This is a genomic window from Rhodococcus sp. P4_B6 (assembly GCF_056402215.1).
In genome coordinates this window covers 1-2,189 of sequence record NZ_JBFUHV010000398.1, presented here as the reverse complement: position 1 = coordinate 2,189, position 2,189 = coordinate 1, and the positions used below count along the sequence as shown (strand labels likewise).

Below are 2,189 nucleotides of genomic sequence, written 5' to 3'. Positions count from 1 at the left end.
AATAGAGGGTGAGGGTGTGGAAGGACACAGATCAGCCAAGCGGATACTCGAATCCACGGTACCCGTCGCTGAATCGAACGGTTACACGCGTCAAGTAGCCGACGCGCGTCTCTGRTTGGGTAAGGTAGAAGGCGAGGAAAATGACGACAACGCCGTCATCCATCTGAGTGCCGCGGCCAGCTCATATGCAGCTATGGGGAATGACGACCTCGCGGTGGAGGCCAAGGCCGCCAGGAGTTCACTCAGATACCGGCGAAGCGACCAGTCCGCTGCGCAGGCTACAGTCCTCAAGGTTGACCTGGAAGAATTTTCGAAAGAGTTGAGTGCAACCGACCACGGTAGTTATCCGCCGGCGTATTACTGGCGCTTGGCGACGCTGTGGCGCAAAGTTGGGATGCTCGCTTCGGAACTAGGCCAATCGGGTTCAGAAGTGACAAGCGCATTTCAGCGCGCACTCGACAACTCCCTGAAGTCGAAGAACCGAAATGGCCAATCGGAAACACTCGCCGACTGGTGGATATTCCAGAATCCTGGAAGAAAGGCATCGCACTCTGCGTTGCGCGACCTCGTGATTAAGGGCGGTGTCACGGAGGTCCCAGCTCACATAATCGATACTGCAATCTCTCTTTTGAATCAGGAAGCCGACTCTGGTGCGGAGGTTCTCAGGAGAGTCAGACGCACCGACCTTGTCGTACATGAACTCTTGACCTGACCTCTTCTGCGGTTCCTGCAGTGGCCGCAAAGGGGTTCAGGCGTGGCGGCCTCGAGGAGCGCTCTGAACTGGGGAGATGACACGTCCCGGCGGGGGTGGGACGGTGCCGCCGGAAAGGATGCGTTCGGCCGCCGGCGGGTGTGTGGTCGGCTTACCGTGAACTCCACGGGGTTCGCGACCGTCGTGGATACCGTGTGGAGGAGGGGCGATGACTGCGAAGTTCGAGCTTTTCAAGGACGCGGCCGGCAAGTTCCGGTTCCATCTGAAGGCGGCTAACGGGGAGATCATCGCGGCGAGTCAGGGTTACACCTCGAAGGCGGCGGCTCAGACCGGGATCGCGTCGATCAAGGACAATGCCGCATCCGCTCCCACCGAGGATTTGACCTGACCTCTGATGATCCCCGTCGCGCCGATGAGCTGAGACCGCAGCCGACAGGGTCGGGGCGGGGTTGGCGGATTTCGCTGGGGGTGTGCGTGGGTCTGCTGCTGGGGTTCTTTCTGTTATCTGCCGGCGGTGATCTTGTGGCAGCACTACGGGGGTGGTCCGCAGCCGCGGGTGTATCCGCACGGTTCGTTCAACTCGTTCGGGTCTGATCCGCCGCCGACCTCTTACGGGTGAGCTGGGCGGGACCGGCGGTTGTGGTGGTGGCGTGCGGGTTGGTGACGGTTCCCTGGCGCGCCTGGCCGTCAGTTCGCTGTGCCGTTGGTGTGCGCGTTCGTGCCGATGGCGGCAGGTGGTGGGTGCGGGCGGCGCCGGCGGCGAGGACGACCACTTGTCGGGGCTTGATCGGAGAATCTCTCGAACACCATGCCGCGCTCCCTCCCCAGGCGTCGCCGCGAGCGACGCGAACTACTGCTGAATTCCCTGCTGCCCATCCTGGGCGGTGCGCAGGGGGTTATGGGTGGGATCGACGCGACCTCGGCACTCACGGCCGTAATTGTGCTGTGACCTGGTGTGATGACATGTCCCCGGTTTGTGATGTGGGGGTGCCGGCGACCTGTCGGGGGAGTGCCGGCGCGGGGGGTGTCGGCGGGCGCGAGGTTGTCTGTTTCGTCCGGTTTTGAGTTGGTTTTGAAAGGTGTTGTTTGACAATGTGTTTGGGTAATCAATTGGTGCATAAGGTGTTATGTGTGTTGTGCACGAACATCGGGTTGTAAGGTTCGTAATATGTTGTTGATCAACATATTTGGGGGTTTTATGATTTTCGACTGTTTGGATTGTGTGGGGGTGGGTGGTATGCTGTGGGTATGACATGGTGCGGCGCGGGAAGGCGAGCGGGCGGCGTGTCGGGCGCATCCGCCCGCTTCCCCAGCCTCGTTGGGGTGTGGGGGACCGGATYGAACTGGWCGATTAAAGRCGCAGGTGAGRACCKAATYTCGGAAACTCAGAGGAGCGAAGCGACTCGATCGWCGGCAACGGGAATGGACCCACTGCGAGCCGCGCAGCGGCTCCCTGGCGGGGAGCGMAGCGACTCGC

The 2,189-nt window shown here is 61.2% G+C and carries 2 protein-coding genes; both read left to right on the top strand.

Going from position 1 to position 2,189, the window contains the following annotated elements; genetic code table 11:
* Positions 1-712: hypothetical protein (locus tag AC1DWT_RS50925; RefSeq protein ID WP_477926230.1), on the top strand; the 712-nt coding region annotated here is incomplete at its 5' end.
* Between the two features lie 208 nt (positions 713-920).
* Entirely contained in the window at positions 921-1,100 is a 180-nt protein-coding gene (locus tag AC1DWT_RS50920; protein WP_005245176.1) for a YegP family protein, read from the top strand.
* Positions 1,101-2,189 lie beyond the last annotated feature (1,089 nt).

Excerpts from the sequence above, each read along its gene's own strand:
- AC1DWT_RS50920 (WP_005245176.1), top strand. The coding sequence starts at position 921 with ATGACTGCGAAGTTCGAGCTTTTCAAGGACGCGGCCGGCAAGTTCCGG.